This window comes from Salmonella sp. SJTUF15581 (assembly GCF_043356775.1).
Classification (GTDB): Bacteria; Pseudomonadota; Gammaproteobacteria; order Enterobacterales; family Enterobacteriaceae; genus Salmonella; species Salmonella enterica.
Genome location: NZ_JBEUJY010000002.1, coordinates 358,593 through 377,624 on the forward strand (window position 1 = coordinate 358,593; position 19,032 = coordinate 377,624).

The following is a 19,032-nucleotide window of genomic DNA, read 5'->3' on the forward strand; positions in this document are numbered from 1 at the left end:
GCGTTAACAAGAGCGCCCTTGTTCAGTCTTCAGCGCCATTGCCGGCTCTGGAATCCTGAGAAGCGCCGAGATGGGTATAACATCGGCAGGTATGCAAAGCAGAGATGCAGATTGCGGGGGACATGCGCGCACCAGAACGATGCGACAGATTCAGCAGAATACAACGGTTCATTATCTCGTATCACCTCCACGGCCGCCTCGTAAGACGAACCCACAAGCCAAAGCAACGTTTTAACCCGGCTGGAAGTGGCGACACGAAGAAAACGTCGTGTGCTTTTGTATGAGCCGCGCGTCGCGTTTTATACCCAGAACGCAGAAAAAAAGCAAAGCATAAATGCGCATAATGTCAGCATTATCAGAAACGTTTACCGCCTGATTTTGACCGACATTGCGACGGCCTTCAAAAAAAGCTGGAAATTGGGCGAAGAAGTGACCTAAAATAGCCGTCCAGATGTTAATCCATCCATACTGATTAACACTCAGACTGCCAGTGTCAGTAACCTTCAGACTCATGGTAGAATCTTCTGTCATGACTATTCCGCACAACAGTTTGAGCTAACTAAATTCTCCTTAGGTGAAATTAAATATGGCAAAACACCTTTTTACGTCTGAGTCCGTATCAGAAGGGCATCCTGACAAAATCGCAGACCAAATCTCTGATGCCGTGTTGGACGCTATCCTGCAACAGGATCCGAAAGCACGCGTCGCCTGTGAAACCTACGTTAAAACCGGCATGGTTTTAGTTGGCGGTGAGATCACCACCAGCGCCTGGGTCGATATCGAAGAGATTACCCGTAATACGGTGCGCGAAATTGGCTATGTGCATTCCGACATGGGCTTTGACGCCAACTCTTGCGCGGTACTGAGCGCAATTGGCAAACAGTCTCCGGATATCAACCAGGGCGTTGACCGCGCAGACCCGCTGGAACAAGGCGCGGGCGACCAGGGCCTGATGTTTGGCTACGCGACAAATGAAACCGACGTACTGATGCCTGCGCCAATCACCTACGCGCACCGTCTGGTACAGCGTCAGGCTGAAGTGCGTAAAAATGGCACCCTGCCATGGTTGCGTCCGGATGCAAAAAGCCAGGTCACTTTCCAGTATGACGACGGCAAAATCGTCGGTATCGACGCCGTGGTTCTCTCTACGCAGCACGCAGAAGATATCGACCAAAAATCGCTGCAAGAAGCGGTGATGGAAGAGATCATCAAACCCATTCTGCCGTCTGAATGGTTAAATACGTCCACTAAGTTTTTTATCAACCCAACCGGGCGTTTTGTTATCGGCGGCCCGATGGGCGATTGCGGTCTGACCGGTCGTAAGATCATCGTTGATACCTACGGCGGTATGGCGCGTCACGGCGGCGGCGCCTTCTCCGGTAAAGATCCGTCTAAAGTTGACCGTTCTGCAGCTTACGCTGCGCGTTATGTCGCGAAAAACATCGTGGCGGCAGGTCTGGCGGATCGCTGTGAAATCCAGGTCTCCTACGCTATCGGCGTAGCGGAGCCGACGTCCATCATGGTGGAAACGTTCGGTACTGAAAAAGTGCCTGCTGAACAGTTGATTCTGCTGGTGCGCGAATTCTTCGACCTGCGCCCGTACGGCTTGATTCAGATGCTGGATCTGCTGCACCCGATCTACAAAGAAACTGCGGCTTACGGCCACTTCGGTCGCGAAAACTTCCCATGGGAAAAAACCGACAAAGCGCAACTGCTGCGCGATGCTGCCGGTCTGAAATAATCGCCCGCGCCTGACGCTGTTTTTCAGTCAGGTAAACCATACCGTACTTATCAAGGCCAGCGCCCTGCTGGCCTTTATCATTGCTGATACACGCAACGTTATCAGATATTCCAGCGTGAATTTATACTGACCTTTTTGTGATGCGCAGCACAATCCACTCTCCCCTTTCGTTTCTTCGACTACACTTTTTATCATTCAGTTTCAGTCATCATGAAAGCGGTTACATTCATTTTCATTAAGAACTGACCGCATCACTATCGGTATGCTAATTCTGCGATGAAAATATTACATAATTTTTCAACTTTGTCTGAATACCAGGCGATTGATATGGTTATAAGATTATTAAAACTATTATTTTTCAGATAATTAAATAATCACCGAGATAAATAGTAGTGTAAACGATTACACCATTGTGATTAGCCTCACATCTTTTTACGGCGTACTCACCTACTCTTAACATCGATAAAATTGCTAACCCAACCGGAGGGCATAATGCCTGACAATAAAAAACAAGGGCGTTCCAACAAGGCCATGACATTTTTTGTCTGCTTTCTTGCAGCCCTGGCAGGATTACTTTTTGGCCTGGATATCGGCGTTATCGCCGGTGCTTTACCCTTCATTACCGACGAGTTTCAGATTACCGCACACACTCAGGAATGGGTGGTCAGCTCCATGATGTTTGGCGCGGCCGTCGGCGCTGTCGGCAGCGGCTGGCTCTCCTTTAAGCTGGGTCGTAAAAAAAGCCTGATGATCGGCGCTATCCTGTTCGTCGCCGGTTCGCTGTTCTCCGCTGCGGCGCCTAACGTTGAAGTCCTGATTATTTCTCGCGTGCTGCTGGGTCTGGCCGTCGGCGTCGCTTCCTACACTGCACCGTTGTACCTGTCCGAGATCGCGCCGGAAAAAATTCGCGGCAGTATGATCTCAATGTACCAACTCATGATCACCATCGGGATTCTGGGCGCTTATCTGTCAGATACCGCGTTCAGCTACAGCGGCGCATGGCGCTGGATGCTCGGCGTGATCATCATCCCGGCCATTCTGCTGCTGATCGGCGTCTTCTTCCTGCCGGACAGCCCGCGCTGGTTTGCGGCGAAACGCCGTTTCCATGATGCTGAACGCGTCCTGTTGCGCCTGCGTGACACCAGTGCGGAAGCAAAACGTGAGCTCGATGAAATTCGCGAAAGTTTGCAGGTTAAACAGAGCGGTTGGGCGCTGTTCAAAGAGAACAGCAACTTCCGCCGCGCCGTGTTTCTTGGCATTTTGTTGCAGGTCATGCAGCAATTTACCGGGATGAACGTCATCATGTATTACGCGCCGAAAATCTTCGAACTGGCGGGGTACACGAATACCACGGAGCAGATGTGGGGCACCGTTATTGTTGGTCTGACTAACGTGCTGGCAACCTTCATCGCTATCGGCCTGGTTGACCGCTGGGGCCGCAAGCCGACCCTGACGCTGGGCTTCCTGGTCATGGCGATTGGTATGGGGATTCTGGGTACGATGATGCACATCGGCATCCATTCGCCGTCTGCGCAATACTTCGCTATCGCTATGCTGCTGATGTTCATCATTGGATTTGCGATGAGCGCTGGTCCGCTGATTTGGGTACTGTGCTCCGAAATCCAGCCGCTGAAAGGCCGCGATTTCGGCATCACCTGCTCCACCGCGACCAACTGGATCGCCAATATGATCGTCGGCGCAACGTTCCTGACCATGCTGAACAATCTGGGTAACGCCAATACTTTCTGGGTCTACGCTGGCCTGAACGTGCTGTTTATCCTGCTGACCCTGTGGCTGGTGCCGGAAACCAAACACGTTTCGCTGGAACACATTGAACGTAACCTGATGAAAGGTCGTAAACTGCGCGAAATCGGCGCCCACGACTAATCCCTCCACGCTTCCTCCTGCCACAGGGGGAAGCGTTTTTCTTGCAGTCCCTCTTCCGTCGCACTATTCTCTGCCGCTATGAAAACCCCTCGTCTCCCTATCGCTATCCAGCAGGCCGTGATGCGCCGTCTGCGGGAAAACCTCGCCCAGGCGAACCTCAAGCTCGATAGACATTATCCGGAGCCGAAACTGGTGTATACGCAACGCGGCACCTCGGCGGGCACCGCCTGGCTGGAGAGCTACGAAATCCGCCTCAACCCGGTGTTACTGCTGGAAAACATCGACACCTTTATTGCAGAGGTCGTGCCGCATGAACTGGCGCATCTGTTGGTGTGGAAGCACTTCGGACGCAAGGCTCCGCATGGCAAGGAATGGAAGTGGATGATGGAAAGCGTGCTGGGCGTTCCGGCCAGACGTACCCATCAATTTGCGCTGCAATCCGTACGGCGCAATACCTTTCCCTATCATTGCCAATGCCAGCAACATCAACTCACCGTCCGCCGTCATAACCGCGTAGTACGCGGCGAAGCGGTTTATCGTTGCGTTCACTGCGGTGAACCACTGGTCGCCGGGTAGTTCCCGAAACGTCCGGGAACTTTCCTGAGCGGACTGATTGCATACAGACACAACTTTCGTTACGTTGCGGGCTCGTTTTGCTATGGAGTGTGCAATGTACCGTAATTTTTCTTTTGCCGCTGCGTTGCTGGCCGCAGCGTTTTCAGGCCAGGCCCTGGCCGATGGCATTAACAATTTTTCTCAGGCCAAAGCGGCGAGCGTCAAAGTCAATGCTGACGCGCCCGGCAGCTTTTACTGCGGGTGCCAAATCCGCTGGCAGGGTAAAAAAGGCGTCGTAGACCTGGAGTCCTGCGGCTATAAGGTGCGTAAAAACGAGAATCGCGCCAGACGCATTGAGTGGGAGCACGTTGTCCCCGCCTGGCAATTCGGTCATCAGCGCCAGTGCTGGCAGGACGGCGGGCGAAAAAACTGCGCTAAAGACCCGGTCTACCGCAAAATGGAAAGCGATATGCATAACCTGCAACCCGCGATTGGCGAAGTGAATGGCGATCGCGGCAACTTTATGTATAGCCAGTGGAACGGCGGCGAAGGTCAGTACGGGCAGTGCGCCATGAAAGTGGATTTCAAAGCGAAGCTCGCCGAGCCGCCCGCCCGCGCCCGTGGCGCAATCGCCCGCACTTATTTTTATATGCGCGACCAATACCAACTGAAACTTTCCCGCCAACAAACGCAGCTTTTTAACGTCTGGGATAAGCAGTACCCCGTTACCGCCTGGGAGTGCGAGCGCGATGCGCGTATCGCGAAGGTCCAGGGTAATCATAATCCCTATGTGCAACGCGCTTGCCAGGCGCGAAAGAGCTAACCTACACTAGCGGGATTCTTGTTAACCCATGCCCTGGATAGCCAAACGCCGGGGCCATGACGCGGATTTTTTTATTATGCGTATTCCCCGCATTTATCACCCTGAATTGTTGACGTCCGGTACGCAGATTTCGTTATGCGAAGATGCGGCCAACCATATTGGTCGTGTACTGCGCATGGGACCGGGACAAGCGTTACAGCTGTTTGACGGCAGCAATCAGGTATTCGATGCTGAAATCATTAGCGCCAGTAAGAAAAGCGTTGAAGTGCAAGTGATGAAAGGCGAAATCGACGATCGTGAATCGCCGCTACATATCCATCTGGGCCAGGTGATGTCGCGCGGTGAAAAAATGGAATTTACTATCCAGAAATCGATCGAACTAGGTGTAAGCCTCATTACGCCACTGTTCTCTGAGCGCTGCGGCGTTAAACTGGATAATGAACGTCTGAACAAAAAGCGCCAGCAGTGGCAAAAGATCGCCATCGCCGCCTGCGAACAATGCGGGCGTAACCGGGTGCCGGAAATTCGCCCGCCGATGGCGCTGGAAGCCTGGTGCGCCGAGCAAGATTCCGGGCTGAAGCTCAATCTTCATCCGCGCGCCCATGCCAGCATCAACACTCTGCCGCTGCCGGTTGAACGCGTCCGACTGCTGATCGGCCCGGAAGGCGGGCTGTCGGCGGACGAAATCGCGATGACCGCGCGCTATCAGTTTACTGATATTCTGTTAGGACCTCGCGTTCTGCGTACTGAGACAACCGCGCTCACCGCCATTACCGCGCTACAGGTGCGTTTTGGCGACTTAGGATGAAGCGTTAACGGAGAAAATAATGATCAAGCTCGGCATCGTGATGGACCCCATCGCACACATCAACATCAAGAAAGACACCAGTTTCGCTATGCTGCTGGAGGCCCAACGTCGTGGTTATGAACTTCATTATATGGAGATGGCCGACCTTTATCTGATTAACGGCGAAGCCCGCGCCCGCACGCGAACGTTGAGCGTGGAGCAAAATTACGATAAATGGTACGAGTTCGGCAGCGAGCAGGAGATTAAACTCGCCGACCTCGACGTTATCCTGATGCGTAAAGATCCGCCGTTTGATACCGAGTTTATTTATGCGACCTATATTCTGGAACGCGCTGAAGAGGAAGGGACGCTGATCGTCAACAAACCGCAAAGCCTGCGCGACTGTAATGAAAAACTGTATACTGCCTGGTTTGCCGACCTGACGCCGGAAACGCTGGTAACGCGCAATAAAGCGCAGCTCAAAGCGTTTTGGGAAAAGCACGGCGATATCATTATGAAACCGCTGGACGGTATGGGCGGCGCGTCCATTTTCCGCGTTAAGGAAGGCGATCCTAACATAGGCGTTATTGCCGAAACGCTGACCGAACTGGGCAACCGCTACTGCATGGCGCAGAACTATTTGCCCGCGATCAAAGATGGCGATAAGCGCGTACTGGTCGTCGACGGCGAGCCGGTGCCTTACTGCCTGGCGCGTATTCCGCAGGGCGGCGAAACCCGCGGCAACCTGGCGGCTGGTGGTCGCGGCGAACCCCGTCCGTTGAGCGAAAGCGACTGGGAAATCGCCCGCCGCGTTGGGCCGACGCTTAAAGCCAAAGGGCTTATTTTCGTCGGTCTGGATATTATCGGCGACCGCTTAACGGAAATTAACGTGACCAGCCCAACCTGCGTGCGTGAAATCGAAGCGGAATACCCGATCTCTATCACCGGGATGTTGATGGACGCCATCGAAGCGCGTCTGGCGAAGTAAACGTTTATTGCCCGGTGGCGTGCGCTTACCGGGCCTGAGCAATCACGCCGCCCCGGTCGGATAAGGCGGCGCGTCAGCATCGCCATCCGGCAGTCTATTGCCCGATAAGGCCGCCGTCCTTTGGCAAAAGACGGCTTATATGAGTGACAACCGTCCGCTTTCCCCACATACTGAACGCTGTCGTTTTTTTGAACCAGGAAACAGAACCTCTGACAATGAATTTACAGCATCACTTTCTTATTGCCATGCCTGCGCTCCAGGACCCGATTTTCCGCCGTTCCGTAGTGTATATTTGCGAGCACAACCAGGACGGCGCTATGGGGATTATTATTAATAAGCCTTTGGAAAATCTGCAAATTGAAGGGATTCTGGAAAAACTAAAAATTACGCCGGAACCGCGCGATTCGGCAATTCGTCTTGATAAAGCCGTGATGCTCGGCGGCCCGCTGGCGGAAGATCGCGGATTTATTCTCCATACTCCGCCGTCACGTTTCGCCTCCAGCATTCGTATCTCAGACAATACCGTGATTACCACCTCCCGCGATGTGCTGGAAACGTTAGGTACCCAACAACAGCCTTCCGATGTGCTGGTCGCGCTGGGCTACGCCTCCTGGGATAAAGGCCAGCTTGAACAAGAGTTGCTTGATAACGCCTGGCTTACCGCGCCCGCCGATCTCAATATTTTGTTCAAAACACCCATTGCCGAGCGCTGGCGCGAAGCGGCAAAACTTATTGGCATTGATATTCTGACCATGCCTGGCGTTGCGGGGCACGCCTGATGAGCGACACCTTACTGGCCTTTGACTTCGGCACAAAAAGCATCGGCGTTGCAATAGGACAACGCATTACCGGCACCGCCCGTCCGCTTCCGGCAATCAAAGCACAGGACGGCACGCCCGACTGGATGCTCATTGAACGTTTGCTGAAAGAGTGGCAGCCGGACGAAATTATTGTCGGGCTACCGCTCAATATGGATGGCACTGAACAACCGCTGACGGCGCGCGCCCGTAAATTCGCCAACCGTATTCATGGGCGCTTCGGGGTAACTGTCACGCTGCACGATGAACGACTCAGCACCGTTGAAGCACGCTCCGGTCTGTTTGAACGAGGTGGGTATCGCGCGCTGAACAAAGGCAAAGTGGACTCGGCCTCCGCCGTGATTATCCTCGAAAGCTATTTTGAACAGGGGTATTAAAGCCGTTTTTGTCAGCAGGCGGGTAACGCGGTCACGGTTGCCAGGCTTACTGGGCAATAAGCTGGTTTAGTGCCTTCAGCGCCTGTAAACGCGCAGCCGCCTCCGCCTCATCAATCCGCCACATTCCCGCAAAGGCCAGCGCTGCGGCGTGCTTGCCTAGCGGTTGCGCCATAGAAACTTCACCATCAGCGTGATGCCACAGCACGTATCCCCGCTGGCGCTGCTGCGCCACATGCGGCGCCAGATTACGCCATTGCTCCGGAGTAAAACGCTGCATTAGCGCCTCATCGCTTTCTGCCGCCAGTAACGCCACCCCAGGTACCGACTGCCAGGCAGGGTACATGCGAAACCCCGCCAGCGCCTGACTTCCCTGCGAACCCGGCGTAGAGTGATAAATATAGATAATCTGGTCTTCCCATAGCACGCCTAATGCCACCACGATGTCTTTGGGCGCATGGCGCTCAAGGATAGGCAACGCATGGGAGAACAGCGCTGAACCGCGAATCGCCTGCGCCGCCAAAGCATGAATGCCTGGCCCGGGTAAATAGCGTCGGTGCTCATCCTGCATCGTGAGTCCAATAGAGGCCATCGTCATTAACAGGCGATTAACGCGCGTGGTATTAATATCCATCAGCCGGGCAAGCTCGCGACATCCGATAGCACGGTCGCTGGAGACCAGATATTGCAGACAGCGAATGCCATCTATCAGGCTTTGATTCGGTTGTGATGACATCGTTAAATGGCTTCGCTGTGGTTTTAACAAAGCTGCGATTTTAACGCCGGTTCGCCAGGATACAAGCCTGCATGCCGTTCAATCCACCGCGCCAGTCAACACTTTCCCCCCCCTACGCCGTCATCTTCGCTACAGCCGTCCCTGCGCCTGACGCCATTGCGCGCTCTGGGCGAATGTCATCATCCCCTGCTGCTGCCCGGTTTGTATCACGTGGGCCAACTGATGGAGTTTGCCTTCACGGATCAAATTCCCTGTGGCTGGCGTATTAATCAGTAATTCAAACAACGCCACGCGCCCATCCTGTCTGTCGACCTCCAGTTTTTGTGATAGTACGGCGCGCAGACTACCCGCCAGTTGGCTGCGTACCGGTTCTTTTTCCTGCGCCGGAAAACTATCCACTAATCTTTCCACCGCCTGCGCCGCACCGCGAGTATGCAGGGTTGCCAGTACCAGATGCCCCGTTTCCGCCGCCGTCAGCGACAGGCGAATGGTCTCGCTGTCACGCAGCTCTCCCAGCAAAATGACATCAGGATCTTCACGTAACGCCGCGCGCAGCCCGGCGGCAAAAGTGGCGCAATGCTGGCCGATTTCCCGCTGCTGTATCAGGCAACGCTTGCTGGTGTAACGGTACTCAATAGGATCTTCCAGCGTCAGGATGTGTTTATCGGCATGTTGATTAAGATGTCCCACCATCGCCGCCAGCGTAGTGGACTTCCCGCAGCCAGTAGCGCCAGTGACCAGAATCAGTCCGTTCTCGCTGGCAAGCAGTGCGGGTACTATCGGCGGCGTCTGGATTTCCGCCAGATCAGGACAGCGCTCGGGCAATAGCCGTAGCGCCAGCGACGTTCCCTGTTGATGTGTGAACGCACTGGCGCGCAGGCGCCGCGTGCCAGACAGCGAGACGGCGAAATCAAGCTGGCCGTGCGTTCGCCACTGATATTGCTGCGCGTCATTAAGCCAATCAAGCAGAAGCCTGTCGACATCAGGCGCGGTAAAAGGCGCGATCTCCATGCGTCCTTGTTTGCGCCATCGCGCAGGCCAGGCGTTACACAGGTGTAGATCCGAGACGTTATGCTTTACACTAAGCGTCACAATTTCTTCCATATTCATATAAACATCCTCGGAAAATGAACGATATCGCGCATAACCTGGCACACATCCGGGACAAAATCTCCGCCGCGGCGACGCGTTGCGGCCGCTCTTCAGAAGAAGTTACGTTGCTTGCAGTGAGTAAAACCAAACCTGCGAGCGACATCGCAGAAGCCATTGCCGCCGGACAACGGGCATTTGGTGAAAATTATGTACAAGAGGGGGTGGAAAAAATCCGCCACTTTCAGGAAGCGAAAGTGGAAGGCCTGCACTGGCACTTTATAGGCCCTTTACAGTCCAACAAAAGTCGGCTGGTGGCCGAGCATTTTGACTGGTGTCATACCATCGATCGCCTGCGTATCGCCTCGCGCCTGAGCGAACAGCGTCCGGATAATCTGCCAGCGCTAAATGTTCTGATCCAAATTAATATCAGCGATGAAAACAGCAAATCAGGCATTCCGCTGGCGGAACTGGATGAGCTGGCCGCTGCGGTGGCTACACTGCCGCGTCTGCGGCTTCGCGGACTGATGGCGATCCCGGCGCCAGAGTCAGATTATGTAAGGCAGTTTGAAGTCGCACGTCAAATGGCTGTAGCATTTGCCGGGCTGAAAGCGCGCTACCCTGACGTTGATACCCTATCTCTGGGTATGAGCGACGATATGGAAGCCGCGATTGCGGCAGGTAGCACAATGGTGCGCATCGGCACCGCTATCTTTGGTGCTCGTGATTACACAAAAAATTAAGGAAAACTGAGGAACGCCATGAATACGTTGACCTTCCTGCTCTCAACGGTAATTGAGCTGTATACCATGGTGCTATTATTGCGCGTGTGGATGCAGTGGGCCCGCTGTGACTTTTACAACCCTTTCTCCCAGTTCGTGGTGAAAATTACGCAGCCCATCATCGGACCGCTGCGTCGTATTATCCCGCCAATGGGGCCGATTGACAGCGCTTCCCTGCTGGTGGCGTTTATTCTTAGCGTTATTAAGGCGATAGTGCTGTTTAAGGTCATTACGTTTCAGGCGATTATCTGGATTGCCGCAGTGCTTATCTTGCTTAAAACAATCGGCCTGCTGATCTTCTGGGTGCTGCTGGTCATGGCTATCATGAGCTGGGTGAGCCAGGGTCGTAGCCCAATTGAATATGTATTGATTCAGCTTGCCGAGCCGCTGCTCAGCCCGATTCGCCGTATACTGCCTGCGATGGGCGGCATCGACTTCTCGCCGATGGTTCTGGTGCTGCTGCTGTATGTCGTTAATATGGGGATCGCTGAAGTCTTACAAGCGACAGGCAACATGTTGCTGCCGGGGCTGTGGATGGCGCTATGAGTGCTGTGACTCGCTGCGAAGACGGTCTGGTGTTACGGCTTTATATTCAGCCGAAAGCCAGCCGTGACAGTATTGTGGGCTTACATGGCGACGAGGTGAAAGTCGCCATTACCGCCCCGCCGGTTGATGGTCAGGCAAACAGCCATCTGACCAAGTTTCTCGGTAAACAGTTTCGCGTGGCGAAAAGTCAGATCGTCATCGAAAAAGGCGAGCTGGGCCGTCACAAACAGGTAAAAATTATTCACCCGCAACAGATCCCGCCGGAAATTGCGGCGTTAACTGAGTAGGTATTCCATGCAAAAAGTTGTTCTCGCAACCGGCAACGCCGGTAAAGTGCGCGAGCTCGCGTCGCTGTTAAGCGATTTTGGGCTTGATGTGGTAGCGCAAACGGAACTGGGCGTCGATTCCGCGGAAGAAACCGGCCTGACGTTTATTGAAAACGCGATTCTCAAAGCGCGCCATGCCGCTAAAATGACCGGTCTGCCCGCCATTGCCGATGACTCCGGTCTGGCCGTTGACGTTTTAGGCGGCGCGCCGGGTATCTATTCCGCGCGCTATTCTGGCGAAAACGCGACAGATCAGCAAAATCTGGAAAAACTGCTGCATACTCTACGAGATGTTCCGGACGACAAACGCCAGGCGCGATTCCATTGTGTGCTGGTTTATTTGCGTCATGCCGAAGATCCCACACCGATAGTCTGTCACGGTAGCTGGCCTGGCGTCATTACTCGCCAGGCGGCCGGAAATGGCGGATTTGGCTATGATCCCATTTTCTTCGTACCGTCTGAAGGCAAAACCGCCGCAGAACTGACCCGTGAAGAAAAAAGCGCGATTTCCCATCGTGGACAAGCGCTCAAGCTGCTGCTGGATGCGTTACGCAATGGCTAAACTACCGCCGCTCAGTCTTTATATTCATATTCCCTGGTGTGTACAAAAATGTCCATATTGCGACTTCAATTCCCATGCGTTGAAGGGCGAGGTGCCGCATGACGACTACGTCCAGCATCTGTTAAACGATCTGGACGCCGATGTCGCCTGGGCGCAAGGGCGTGAAGTAAAGACCATTTTTATTGGCGGCGGTACGCCAAGCCTGCTTTCCGGGCCGGCGATGCAAACGCTGCTGGACGGCGTGCGTGCGCGCCTGAATCTGGCGGCGGATGCGGAAATTACCATGGAAGCGAACCCCGGCACGGTCGAAGCCGACCGCTTCATCGACTATCAGCGCGCCGGCGTAAACCGGATCTCCATTGGCGTGCAGAGCTTTAGTGAGCCTAAGCTGAAACGTCTTGGCCGTATTCACGGTCCACAAGAGGCGATGCGGGCAGCAATACTGGCAAATGGGCTTGGGCTACGCAGCTTTAACCTCGACTTGATGCATGGATTGCCGGATCAAACGCTGGAAGAGGCGCTGAATGATTTGCGACAGGCGATTGCGCTTAATCCGCCGCATCTCTCATGGTATCAATTGACGATTGAACCCAACACTCTGTTCGGTTCGCGTCCGCCGGTTTTACCGGACGATGACGCTCTGTGGGATATCTTTGAGCAGGGCCACCAGTTATTAACCGCCGCGGGCTATCAGCAATACGAAACGTCGGCCTATGCCAAACCCGGTTATCAGTGCCAGCATAATCTGAACTACTGGCGCTTTGGCGACTATCTGGGTATTGGCTGCGGCGCCCACGGTAAAGTCACCTTCCCGGGCGGCAGGATCCTGCGCACCACCAAAACCCGTCACCCACGCGGTTATATGCAGGGACGTTACCTGGAAAGCCAGCGTGACGTGAGTGATGACGATAAACCCTTTGAGTTCTTTATGAATCGTTTTCGGTTGCTGGAGCGCGCGCCTCGCGCCGAATTTGTCGACTATACCGGGCTTACGGAAGCGGTTATTCGTCAGCCAATCGACGAGGCTATTGCCCAGGGCTATCTGACCGAATGCGAGCAATACTGGCAGATTACCCGGCACGGTAAACTGTTTTTAAACTCTCTTCTTGAGTTGTTTCTCGCGGAATAACAAGGAATAAGCCTGTCGCGCCAGCGGGTAAAATACCTGATAGCGCGACGCTTACCGACCTGTGGCGGTTAATGCGCCGCCGGCAAGCGCATTATTTAATAACCCCTTTACGACGCAAATCGTCCGTATCTTTTTTCCAGCGCTCGTAACCGTCATTAATATGCATAATTTTCACACGGATATCACTCTGTTGCATCTGAAGTTTCTGTACCGCTATATTCAGCGGATATTGTCCTTTCTCTAACGTTATCCAGTCATTCTGCGCTTTTCGACGCAGCTCTTCTGATTTCAAAAATACCTGCCGCCGTTGCTCGTGTATGTCTAAATCTCTTTTCTGCTGAATAGCCGCTTCATTGCACGGCTCACTCTGCTTACGACACGCGTCTAAAGCCGGTTGATAGACCTCTTTTTCGTATTTCTCGGCATATACGCTGCTATCGTTGGCTTTTACATAATCATCGCGCTCTTTTAACGTCTTTTTAAACGCCTCGGCGCGGGTCAACGGTTTCCCATCAGCGCCTTTTCCCCAATACGCGTCCGCTTCTTTTTTAGCTACCGCTATTTTCTTATCCAGGGCAGAGAGTTGTTCTTCAAGACCGGGGATCGACGCTTTCTGCGCACGCCAGGAGGCTTCAATGTTGCCAAACCGATAGTTAAAGTCATCACTGTTGACGATCAGGTATTTATCATTCGTTTTAATGTCGTCAATAGCCCGGCCCTGATCGCTGGCTGCCATTTGTAATGAGTAATAGTTCACCGTCCAGCCAGAGGCTGGCGTCCCTTTACTGGTTAACATGGCAGAAAATTTAACGGGACGATCTTTGGTCCAGGTTTTTTCAACAAAATAATAATCCGCCGCCATACCAACGCCGGTATACATATCTTCACGGGAAGAAATATCCCCTTCGGCAGACCAGGTGGCCTGATTGCCCGTCGAATCAAGATTTTTTAAGGTAATGGAATCCAGTTTAAGTATGCCGTGGTACTGCTTACTAAACTGTTCTTTTAAGATGTTATCGGAGGGTTGAGCAACCTCTGCCCAACTATAGCCTGAAATCAGGGCAAACAGCGCTGCGCCAGCAATCCATTGTCGAACCACTTGTGGACCTCCCGTCCAGAGACATGACGCCCACGATTATCATAACCAGGATGATAATTAGCAAGATAATAGTGTTGGTTGTGCGAGAGGTCTTCCAAAGATGGCCCCGGCCTTCCGACCGGGGCATTATCTTTAATACTGATTGAACATCGTCTGGATCTGTTTTGGATCTTTAGTCTGGGTTAACGCCAGTTGCAGTAAGACACGCGCTTTTTGCGGGTTCAGCGTGCCGGAAGCGACAAAGCCGTATTTTGCATCGTCAACTTCCGCATCCTGCGTGGTTGCGCCAGTCGGCACACGTGAAGAACGCACCACTACCGTACCGTTGTGCGCGGCGGTCGCCAGGGTATCAAAGACCGTTTTATACAGGTTGCCGTTACCCACGCCTGCGCTCACGATCCCGTCATAACCCGCGTCTACCAGCGCTTTTGCCGGCAGATCGGACGCATTCGCATAGTTATAAACGATACCGACTTTCGGCAACGCGGTCAGCTTCGACACGTCGAACGGGGTGGAGGTGGTATGTTTACGCTCTGGCGTACGCTGGTAGTCAATTTTACCGTTGTGGATATAACCCAGCGGGCCGTAGTTAACCGCTTTAAACGTCGCCACGTCAGTCGTATTGGTCTTAGTGACGTCGCGTCCGTCCATGACGGTATCATTCATTACCACCAGCACGCCGCGGTTGGCAGACTGTTTATCAGCCGCTGTTACTACCGCATTATAGAGGTTGAACGGGCCATCTGCGCTCATTGACGTGGAAGGACGCATCGCGCCGACCAGTACCACCGGTTTATTGCATTTCACGGTCAGATCGAGGAAATAAGCGGTCTCTTCCATCGTATCAGTACCGTGGGTGATCACGAAACCGTCGGTGCTGTCGCACTCGGTATTGATTTTTTTCGCCAGCGTGAGCCAGACTTCATCGTTCATATCCTGCGAGCCAATGTTAACGACCTGCTCGCCTTTCACTACCGCAATGTCCTTCAATTGAGGAACGGCATCCACCAGATTTTCGACGCCGACTTTACCTGCCGTATAATTTGATTTTGTTGCTGAATCACCACCGCCAGCGATCGTTCCACCGGTCGCTAAGATGGTGATATTCGGTAAAGCGAACGCTGCGCCGCTGAAACCCATTACCAGAGCAGCTAATGCCGTTTTCCTGAAAAACTCCATGTTATATCTCCAGTTATGTCAACTGGTCGCATTATCTCTATATTGCGGACGAATAATGTGACGCCATACGATTAACCAGCGATATATATCCGACAGAGAGTATTTTTTAGAGATGGATAACAAAATGCAGGAAAAAACAGAATAAAAAGGCGCAGATACGATCTGCGCCATTGTTTAAAAAGGAAAGATTACTTCAGGCTGCCAACCAGCGCTTTGCGGCTATCTTCTAAGGTCACTACGCGGCTACAGACATCTTTGCCAAACTGCTGGAAATCTTTCTCCTGGTTTTTCCATTCGTTCTGGATAGCGGTTTGCAAACCACCGAGGCTGCCCATCACACCCTGTAAAGGATTGCCGCCGCCTTTAAGCACCGCTTTGGCGCCCATTTCGTTAATGCTGTCCTGCAAAATACCGCCCATCGCCTGATTCACCAACTGCTGACCGTCGGCACGCACCTGGTCGATAGCTTTATAGTGGAACGTCAGGCCGTCCGTACGATGTTCGATAATGCGGTTCATTTGCGCTTTTAATTGCGCATCAAGCTTCGTCAGACGGCTACGCATGTTGCTGCTTTCGCCCACCTCTTTAGCGATGATTTTATCCAGCGCCACGCGGCCTTTTTCGACGCGCGATCGGGCGCCCTCATCAATCCACGGCAGCGCGCTTCGCAGCTCCGCCTGGTAATCTTTCGCTTGCTCGCGCTGCGCGGCGCTAAGGGTGTACTGCTTACCGTTGTACATCACATTGCCGTCCGGCGTGATCACCAGGTTGCCGTTTTCACCTTTCACCTGCACCGTTTGTGGACTCAGGATCACATCGTCACGCGGCGTGACGCTGCATTTGTAATCTGCATGAGCGGCCATCGCCGTAAACGTTAGCACTGCCGCCAGCAGCGTTTTGCGCATCATAACTTTCCCTCAAGACAAAGCGGGCCGGCATTTGCCGACCCTGTACTTATTAGTCCCACCAAACGTCGAAAAGTTCGCTGGTTCGGACTTCTTCAAGGTTGCGCGCTTCCAGCCATTTACGCACAATCGCCTGATGTTCTTCGGTACATTTACCAATTTCCTGCATACAAATCAGCCCTTCCCAGGCCAGGTAGCCGCTGCCGTCAAACGCCAGTTTATTAGGCTCAATAACGTCATTAATAAAGTCATCGACAGTCTTATCGACCTGCTCTTCAGATGTACCTTCCGGAAAACGCCATGCCACCGAAAATCCTAATTCCTGGAATTCGTCAATGTGCATTTTTTTACGCAGACGACGACTACGGTTCTTTGCCATTATTTCACCCTCTCGAACATTAAGTCCCATACGCCATGACCAAGACGATGGCCACGTTGTTCAAATTTCGTTACCGGGCGCGATTCCGGGCGCGGTACATAATCATTGCTCTCTGACAGATTTTTGTACCCGTCGATAGAAGACATGACTTCAAGCATGTGTTCCGCATACGCTTCCCAGTCGGTCGCCATATGGAAAACGCCGCCCAATTTCAGCTTGCTCAATACCAGTTCAGCAAACGGCACCTGAACGATACGGCGTTTATTATGACGCGCTTTATGCCACGGGTCAGGGAAAAAGAGCTGAACCATCGATAAAGAATTGTCAGGAATCATTGTATGCAACACTTCTACCGCGTCGTGGCACATGACGCGCAGGTTTTCAACGCCCTCTTCATGAGCGGACGCCAGACATGCGCCGACGCCGGGCGAATGCACTTCAATGCCGAGGAAATTCTGCTCCGGGCGCGCTTTCGCCATCGCCACCAGAGACGCCCCCATGCCAAAACCAATCTCCAGCGTCACCGGCGCTTCGCGACCAAACAACGTGGCGAAATCTACCGGCGCTTCGCTGAACTCGACGCCCATCACCGGCCAGTAGTTTTCCAGCGCGTGTTCTTGCCCCTTTGTCAGTCGCCCCTGGCGACGAACAAAACTACGAATACGGCGCAGCGGGCGACCGTTTTCATCAAATTCCGGTGAAATGACGTCGTTTTTCATAAAAGTGTAGTCTGCTGTGTTTGAGTTCTGAAAACGGGCATTATCCAAAGTTAGTTGCCGGATGCAAGCATGAAGCGCACTGCGGAAAGTTCCGGTTTACACCCTGCGGCCTCTGTGCTGCAATCTTGCCCCCGGCAATAATGAATGAGTTTCCATGCAAGCGTCTCAATTTTCAGCCCAGGTTCTGGACTGGTACGACAAATACGGGCGGAAAACGCTGCCCTGGCAAATTAACAAGACGCCTTACAAAGTATGGCTCTCGGAAGTCATGTTGCAACAAACGCAGGTGACGACGGTGATTCCTTACTTTGAGCGATTTATGGCGCGCTTTCCGACGGTGACGGATTTAGCGAATGCGCCGCTGGATGAAGTGCTCCATTTATGGACCGGGCTCGGCTATTACGCCCGCGCACGTAATTTGCATAAAGCGGCGCAACAGGTGGCGACGCTTCACGGTGGAGAATTCCCGCAAACTTTTGCCGAAATCGCCGCGCTACCCGGCGTCGGGCGTTCAACCGCCGGCGCAATTCTCTCCCTCGCGTTAGGTAAACATTATCCGATTCTTGATGGAAACGTTAAACGTGTGCTGGCTCGCTGTTATGCTGTTAGCGGCTGGCCTGGAAAAAAAGAGGTGGAGAATACGCTGTGGACGCTGAGCGAGCAAGTGACGCCCGCACACGGCGTGGAGCGTTTTAATCAGGCGATGATGGATCTGGGCGCGATGGTTTGTACGCGTTCAAAGCCAAAGTGCACCCTGTGTCCGCTGCAAAACGGTTGTATCGCCGCTGCGCATGAAAGCTGGTCACGCTATCCGGGCAAGAAACCGAAACAGACGTTGCCGGAGCGGACGGGTTACTTTTTATTGTTACAGCATAATCAGGAGATTTTCCTGGCGCAGCGCCCTCCCAGCGGTTTATGGGGCGGACTCTACTGCTTTCCGCAGTTCGCCAGCGAAGATGAATTACGTGAATGGCTGGCGCAACGGCATGTTAACGCTGATAATTTGACCCAGCTTAACGCGTTTCGCCACACATTTAGCCATTTCCATCTGGATATTGTGCCTATGTGGCTTCCCGTGTCGTCACTGGGCGCCTGCATGGATGAAGGCAGCGCGCTCTGGTATAACTTAGCGCAACCGCCGTCAGTCGGACTGGCGGCCCCCGTGGAGCGCTTGTTACAGCAGTTACGTACCGGAGCGCCAGTTTAACGCTCCGGTCGATGAAGAGGATGACTTATGAGCAGAACGATTTTTTGTACTTACCTGCAACGCGACGCTGAAGGGCAAGATTTTCAGCTCTACCCTGGCGAACTAGGAAAACGTATCTATAACGAGATCTCTAAGGACGCGTGGGCGCAGTGGCAGCATAAGCAGACCATGTTGATTAACGAGAAAAAGCTCAACATGATGAACGCCGAGCACCGTAAGCTGCTGGAACAGGAGATGGTGAGCTTCCTGTTCGAAGGCAAAGACATTCATATCGAAGGTTATACGCCGGAAGATAAAAAATAGGCCCGTTGCTGAATGACGCTGCGCTTATTCGGCCTGTGAGTTATGCCGGATAAGCCCTTAGCGCCGCTGCCCGGCAACATGGCATAACGACAACACAA

General features: G+C 53.2%; 24 protein-coding genes. 15 read left to right on the forward strand and 9 right to left on the reverse strand.

Annotation, left to right across the window (positions count from 1 at the left end; translation table 11 throughout):
• Positions 1-22: 22 nt before the first annotated feature.
• Together ABVN36_RS05190 and ABVN36_RS05195 are read right to left on the reverse strand one after the other, a co-directional pair.
• Entirely contained in the window at positions 23-172 is a 150-nt protein-coding gene (locus ABVN36_RS05190) for a hypothetical protein (protein WP_001751809.1), read from the reverse strand.
• 59 nt (positions 173-231) lie between these two features.
• Complete coding sequence (locus tag ABVN36_RS05195) at positions 232-531, reverse strand: hypothetical protein (protein WP_001543499.1); 300 nt, start codon at positions 529-531, stop codon at positions 232-234.
• Positions 532-586: 55 nt separating this feature from the next.
• On the opposite strand from ABVN36_RS05195, the gene metK reads away from it, so the two are divergent.
• The 8 genes from metK (at position 587) to ruvX (ending at position 7,976) form a co-directional block, all read left to right on the forward strand.
• Positions 587-1,741 carry a methionine adenosyltransferase gene (gene metK / locus ABVN36_RS05200; RefSeq protein ID WP_001062140.1) on the forward strand — a complete coding sequence of 385 codons (1,155 nt, stop codon included), beginning with the start codon at positions 587-589 and terminating at the stop codon, positions 1,739-1,741.
• A 492-nt stretch (positions 1,742-2,233) separates the two neighbouring features.
• Positions 2,234-3,628: a galactose/proton symporter gene (galP, locus tag ABVN36_RS05205; RefSeq protein WP_001113171.1), complete on the forward strand. Its 1,395-nt coding sequence runs from the start codon at positions 2,234-2,236 to the stop codon at positions 3,626-3,628.
• Between the two features lie 78 nt (positions 3,629-3,706).
• The gene (locus tag ABVN36_RS05210; RefSeq protein ID WP_000856775.1) at positions 3,707-4,204 is read left to right on the forward strand and encodes a SprT family zinc-dependent metalloprotease; all 498 of its coding nucleotides are present in this window, start codon (positions 3,707-3,709) and stop codon (positions 4,202-4,204) included.
• A gap of 94 nt (positions 4,205-4,298) precedes the next feature.
• Positions 4,299-5,006: a deoxyribonuclease I gene (endA, locus tag ABVN36_RS05215; protein WP_000286124.1), complete on the forward strand. Its 708-nt coding sequence runs from the start codon at positions 4,299-4,301 to the stop codon at positions 5,004-5,006.
• A gap of 76 nt (positions 5,007-5,082) precedes the next feature.
• Complete coding sequence (rsmE, locus tag ABVN36_RS05220) at positions 5,083-5,814, forward strand: 16S rRNA (uracil(1498)-N(3))-methyltransferase (protein ID WP_001222488.1); 732 nt, start codon at positions 5,083-5,085, stop codon at positions 5,812-5,814.
• 19 nt (positions 5,815-5,833) lie between these two features.
• Positions 5,834-6,781, forward strand: a complete 948-nt coding sequence (gene gshB, locus ABVN36_RS05225; protein ID WP_000593248.1) for a glutathione synthase — start codon at positions 5,834-5,836, stop codon at positions 6,779-6,781.
• Between the two features lie 215 nt (positions 6,782-6,996).
• The gene (locus ABVN36_RS05230) at positions 6,997-7,560 is read left to right on the forward strand and encodes a YqgE/AlgH family protein (RefSeq protein ID WP_001053167.1); all 564 of its coding nucleotides are present in this window, start codon (positions 6,997-6,999) and stop codon (positions 7,558-7,560) included.
• Positions 7,560-7,976 carry a Holliday junction resolvase RuvX gene (ruvX, locus tag ABVN36_RS05235; RefSeq protein ID WP_001285490.1) on the forward strand — a complete coding sequence of 139 codons (417 nt, stop codon included), beginning with the start codon at positions 7,560-7,562 and terminating at the stop codon, positions 7,974-7,976. The genes ABVN36_RS05230 and ruvX overlap by 1 nt, the downstream gene beginning before the upstream one ends.
• A gap of 46 nt (positions 7,977-8,022) precedes the next feature.
• On the opposite strand, the gene ABVN36_RS05240 is transcribed toward ruvX, so the two are convergent.
• Positions 8,023-8,709 carry an IclR family transcriptional regulator gene (locus ABVN36_RS05240; protein ID WP_000098329.1) on the reverse strand — a complete coding sequence of 229 codons (687 nt, stop codon included), beginning with the start codon at positions 8,707-8,709 and terminating at the stop codon, positions 8,023-8,025.
• A gap of 129 nt (positions 8,710-8,838) precedes the next feature.
• Positions 8,839-9,819, reverse strand: coding sequence for a type IV pilus twitching motility protein PilT (locus ABVN36_RS05245; RefSeq protein WP_020899201.1), 981 nt, complete (start codon positions 9,817-9,819; stop codon positions 8,839-8,841).
• 17 nt (positions 9,820-9,836) lie between these two features.
• Here ABVN36_RS05245 and ABVN36_RS05250 point away from each other — a divergent pair, with 17 nt between their 5' ends.
• The 5 genes from ABVN36_RS05250 to hemW are packed head-to-tail and all read left to right on the forward strand — an operon-like array spanning position 9,837 to position 13,143.
• Positions 9,837-10,541 (forward strand): YggS family pyridoxal phosphate-dependent enzyme, encoded by a 705-nt coding sequence (locus ABVN36_RS05250; protein WP_000997790.1) that lies wholly within the window; start codon positions 9,837-9,839, stop codon positions 10,539-10,541.
• 18 nt (positions 10,542-10,559) lie between these two features.
• Complete coding sequence (locus ABVN36_RS05255; RefSeq protein WP_001094848.1) at positions 10,560-11,126, forward strand: YggT family protein; 567 nt, start codon at positions 10,560-10,562, stop codon at positions 11,124-11,126.
• Complete coding sequence (yggU, locus tag ABVN36_RS05260) at positions 11,123-11,413, forward strand: DUF167 family protein YggU (RefSeq protein ID WP_001277205.1); 291 nt, start codon at positions 11,123-11,125, stop codon at positions 11,411-11,413. The genes ABVN36_RS05255 and yggU overlap by 4 nt, the downstream gene beginning before the upstream one ends.
• A gap of 7 nt (positions 11,414-11,420) precedes the next feature.
• Positions 11,421-12,014: an XTP/dITP diphosphatase gene (locus tag ABVN36_RS05265; protein WP_001174769.1), complete on the forward strand. Its 594-nt coding sequence runs from the start codon at positions 11,421-11,423 to the stop codon at positions 12,012-12,014.
• Entirely contained in the window at positions 12,007-13,143 is a 1,137-nt protein-coding gene (gene hemW, locus ABVN36_RS05270; RefSeq protein ID WP_023138753.1) for a radical SAM family heme chaperone HemW, read from the forward strand. Before ABVN36_RS05265 ends, hemW begins: the two co-directional genes overlap by 8 nt.
• A 91-nt stretch (positions 13,144-13,234) precedes the next feature.
• Here the strand turns inward: hemW and ABVN36_RS05275 are convergent, their stop codons facing one another.
• The 5 genes from ABVN36_RS05275 to trmB all read right to left on the reverse strand — a co-directional run bounded on the left by ABVN36_RS05275 (position 13,235) and on the right by trmB (position 17,424).
• A complete protein-coding gene (locus ABVN36_RS05275; RefSeq protein WP_023138752.1) occupies positions 13,235-14,242 on the reverse strand; it encodes a DUF1202 domain-containing protein in 1,008 nt (335 codons plus the stop codon).
• 132 nt (positions 14,243-14,374) lie between these two features.
• The gene (gene ansB, locus ABVN36_RS05280; protein WP_000394189.1) at positions 14,375-15,421 is read right to left on the reverse strand and encodes an L-asparaginase 2; all 1,047 of its coding nucleotides are present in this window, start codon (positions 15,419-15,421) and stop codon (positions 14,375-14,377) included.
• 188 nt (positions 15,422-15,609) lie between these two features.
• Positions 15,610-16,329, reverse strand: a complete 720-nt coding sequence (locus ABVN36_RS05285; RefSeq protein ID WP_000984827.1) for a DUF2884 domain-containing protein — start codon at positions 16,327-16,329, stop codon at positions 15,610-15,612.
• 49 nt (positions 16,330-16,378) lie between these two features.
• Positions 16,379-16,705, reverse strand: coding sequence for a YggL family protein (locus ABVN36_RS05290; protein ID WP_001107574.1), 327 nt, complete (start codon positions 16,703-16,705; stop codon positions 16,379-16,381).
• Entirely contained in the window at positions 16,705-17,424 is a 720-nt protein-coding gene (trmB, locus tag ABVN36_RS05295) for a tRNA (guanosine(46)-N7)-methyltransferase TrmB (RefSeq protein ID WP_000786893.1), read from the reverse strand. Before trmB ends, ABVN36_RS05290 begins: the two co-directional genes overlap by 1 nt.
• A gap of 154 nt (positions 17,425-17,578) precedes the next feature.
• On the opposite strand from trmB, the gene mutY reads away from it, so the two are divergent.
• Positions 17,579-18,631, forward strand: coding sequence for an A/G-specific adenine glycosylase (mutY, locus tag ABVN36_RS05300; RefSeq protein WP_023138751.1), 1,053 nt, complete (start codon positions 17,579-17,581; stop codon positions 18,629-18,631).
• A 27-nt stretch (positions 18,632-18,658) separates the two neighbouring features.
• Positions 18,659-18,934, forward strand: a complete 276-nt coding sequence (locus ABVN36_RS05305) for an oxidative damage protection protein (RefSeq protein ID WP_023138750.1) — start codon at positions 18,659-18,661, stop codon at positions 18,932-18,934.
• Positions 18,935-19,032: the final 98 nt, after the last annotated feature.